At 66.6% G+C, this 2,596-nt stretch carries 3 protein-coding genes; 2 read left to right on the forward strand and 1 reads right to left on the reverse strand.

What is annotated here, in order from left to right; translation table 11 throughout:
* Positions 1 to 71: 71 nt before the first annotated feature.
* A complete protein-coding gene (locus AB0C30_RS59795) occupies positions 72 to 668 on the reverse strand; it encodes a TetR family transcriptional regulator (RefSeq protein ID WP_357962672.1) in 597 nt (198 codons plus the stop codon).
* A gap of 130 nt (positions 669 to 798) precedes the next feature.
* Between AB0C30_RS59795 and AB0C30_RS59800 the strand changes: the two genes are divergently transcribed.
* Positions 799 to 1,695 (forward strand): zinc-binding dehydrogenase, encoded by an 897-nt coding sequence (locus AB0C30_RS59800; protein WP_357962675.1) that lies wholly within the window; start codon positions 799 to 801, stop codon positions 1,693 to 1,695.
* Positions 1,696 to 1,859: 164 nt separating this feature from the next.
* Positions 1,860 to 2,596 (forward strand): IS5 family transposase (locus AB0C30_RS59805; RefSeq protein WP_357962678.1); only part of this gene is annotated, 737 nt, incomplete at its 3' end.

Consider the following 2,596-nt stretch of genomic DNA (forward strand, 5'->3'; position numbering starts at 1 on the left):
GCGCTGCTGCGCTTCTCCCTATGGGTGAGCACGTCCGGGCCCTGTTCGAGGCCGGGTGGCACAGAACGAGCTCATGCCTCCAGGCTGAGGGCGGAGTTCATGGTTGAGCAGGCCCGGCGCAAGAGCGCGGGCAGTTCGCCCGGTGTGCAGTCGGGCAGCCATTCGTCCAGAGCGCAGCGCCAGGTGGCCACGAAGAACTCGATGAGGAGCCGCAGTTCGAGACGGTTTTGTTCGTCAAGTCGGCACGCGATCTCGGCTTGGACTTCGGCGCAGTGCCGCAGCGTGTACCCGTCGAGTGCGGGTGAGTCGGCGATGAGCCGGAGCGTGAGCGGGAAGCGCCGGTACCAGTCCTCGTCCATGCGCTCCAGAGTGGTCAGCATGGCGGCGAGGAAGACATCGGCCAGAGGCCCGGACTTCTGGATGCCGTCCAGGACTTCCAGGTAGGTGTCCCAGAGCTGCTTGACGGCGGTGAGTGCAACGTCCTCCTTGGAGCGGAAGTTGCGGAAGAAGGTCCGCCGGGACACCTCCACCTGCTCCAGCAGCGCGTCCAGCGGAGCGTTGTCGAATCCGCGTTCGCTGAAGAGCGTGATGGCGGTGTCGATCAGTGCCTGGCGAGTATGCAGCTTTTTGCGTTCGCGCAGGCTGGCGGGTTGTTTAACGGTCGTCATCACAATCACTGTACCAAGTACGCCGAGATCACGCATATGCTCTACTAGAGCAAACGCCACACTATGGCACTTTATGAAAGGGAACCTTCCTGTGCGTGCACTCGTCGTGGATCACACCTCACCTGGACACTTGTCACTGACGGACGTCCCTGCCCCGCGACCCGCCGCCCACGAGGTGCTCGTGCGGGTCGAGGCGGTCTCGCTGAACTTCGGTGAGGTCCATGTGGCCACCCGTCCGGAGATGCCGGACGGCACCGTGCTCGGATGGGACGCGGCCGGCGTGGTCGTTCAGGCGGCCGCCGACGGTTCGGGCCCGGCCGAGGGAGAGAGGGTTGTCACCCTTGGAGGGGAGGCCGGCTGGGCCGAGTTGCGCGCCGTACCCGCCGCCCTGCTCGGCACCGCGCCAAAGGACGCCGATCCCGGCGCGTTGAGCACCGTCCCCGTGGCCGGGCTGAGCGCCCTGCACGTGCTACGTCAGATGGGATCGCTGCTCGGTCGCCGCGTGATGGTCACCGGTGCTTCAGGCGGCGTCGGCCGCTACGCCGTCCAGTTGGCCGCCCGCGCCGGCGCGCACGTCGTTGCCATCAGCCGGAGCACCGCTCAGGCGGACGGGCTGCGAGCCCTGGGCGCCCACGAGGTCCACCCCGAGCCGGCCGCCGTGCAGCAGCCCGTCTCGGCCGTTCTTGACAACGTCGGCGGACAGTACCTCGTCGACGCCTTCGCCTCCCTGTCGGCCGGCGGCAGCCTCATCAGCGTAGGCCGATCCTCCGAGGCCGATGCGGTGCTGTCACCGGATGCCCTGCTGGGCGACGGAGGACGGCACGGCCGGTCGATCCGCACCTTCTTCCTCTTCGGCGACCCCACCACCGACTTCTCTGCAGATCTGACCTGGCTGGCTGGAGAGATCGCCGCAGGCAGCCTCGATCCGGGCATCAGCTGGCGCGGCCCCTGGACTCGCCACTCCGAGGCAGTCAAGGTTCTGCTCGACCGTCGCCTCCACGGCAAAGCCGTCCTCGATCTCAATTAACCGGCTGGCGCGACGCCGTCACAACCTTCCTCCGTGCCGTACGACGCTGATGGAGGTCAAAGACGGGGCTGCGACCGACGGGCGAATGGTGGTGCCGGGTACGAGACAGGCACGGGCTTTAATGATCATGGAGTTCTCTACGCTCAGTGATCACTGGAGGGCCCGTGCCTGCTGTGCCATCTTGCCTGCTCACCCCCCTGTGGGACCAGTTCGCCGCCCTGCTACCCGCGCGCGATGACTATGCGCCGACCCACCCGCTGGGCTGCCACCGTCGCCGGGTCCCGGACCGAATCGTCTTCGAGCACATCGTGCAGGCCCTGGTCCACGGCACTGGATACGAGCGGATCGCCAGTCCGGGCTGCTCGGACCGAACCATTCGACGCCGCGTCAAGCTCTGGTCGCAGATGGGCATATCAGAGCAGATCCACGCCCTGGCGCTGCAAGCGTACGATCGCATGATCGGCCTCCAACTGGCTGAGATCTCCGTGGACGGATGCATCACGAAAGCTCCATCGGGCGGCGAGAAAGCTGGACGCTCCCCGGTCGACCGAGGCAAACAGGGACTGAAGCGATCGTTAGCCTCCGACGCGGCCGGGGTCCCTTTGGGAATTGTCTCCGCAGGCGCCAACCGGCACGACTCACCACTGCTCGACCCCACCCTCGAAGCAACGAAAGCCCAGGTAGGAGCACTCCCCGAGCAAGTGAACGTCAATCTCGACCGGGGCTACGACAGCGCCAGGACCCGTGCCTTGCTCGACGAGTTCGGCTTCACCGGCGAGATAGCCCGCAAGGGCGTGCCCGCACCGATCCAGGCCGGCAAACGGTGGGTGGTTGAGCGGTGCCACTCGTGGATGAACGGCTACGGCAAGCTGCGGCGCTGCACCGAGAAGAGCAGCAGCGT

It is taken from the genome of Nonomuraea sp. NPDC048901 (genome assembly GCF_040649695.1).
Lineage (GTDB): Bacteria > Actinomycetota > Actinomycetes > Streptosporangiales > Streptosporangiaceae > Nonomuraea.

What these genes read in the sequence shown, in the direction of transcription:
- AB0C30_RS59795 (WP_357962672.1), bottom strand. Translation starts at nt 668, where the DNA reads ATGACGACCGTTAAACAACCCGCCAGCCTGCGCGAACGCAAAAAGCTG.